This window comes from Thermus caldifontis (assembly GCF_003336745.1).
Classification (GTDB): Bacteria; Deinococcota; Deinococci; order Deinococcales; family Thermaceae; genus Thermus; species Thermus caldifontis.
The window spans coordinates 1-226 of the sequence record NZ_KZ851840.1; the positions used below are offsets into that span (position 1 = coordinate 1).

Annotated in this window: 1 tRNA gene; it reads left to right on the forward strand. The window is 57.1% G+C overall.

The features are described 5' to 3' along the window. The first annotated feature begins 130 nt into the window (after window positions 1-130). A tRNA-Ile gene (locus DK874_RS01790) sits at window positions 131-207 on the forward strand. Window positions 208-226: the final 19 nt, after the last annotated feature.

Genomic DNA, 226 nt, shown 5'->3' on the forward strand with positions numbered 1-226 from the left:
CCGCCGCCAAAGCAGGCAGCGCAAAGAAAAACCTACCAGACCAAAAGGGGATTGTCAAGGGGGCCAAGGGGGTAGACTTCCGTATCTTGACGGAAAGGCTTCTCCTCGTTAAGCTGGTTTTTGCGTGCGGGGGCGATTAGCTCAGCTGGTCAGAGCGCACGCCTGATAAGCGTGAGGTCGGTGGTTCAAGTCCACCATCGCCCACCACGATGGGAAGGGTAAATCC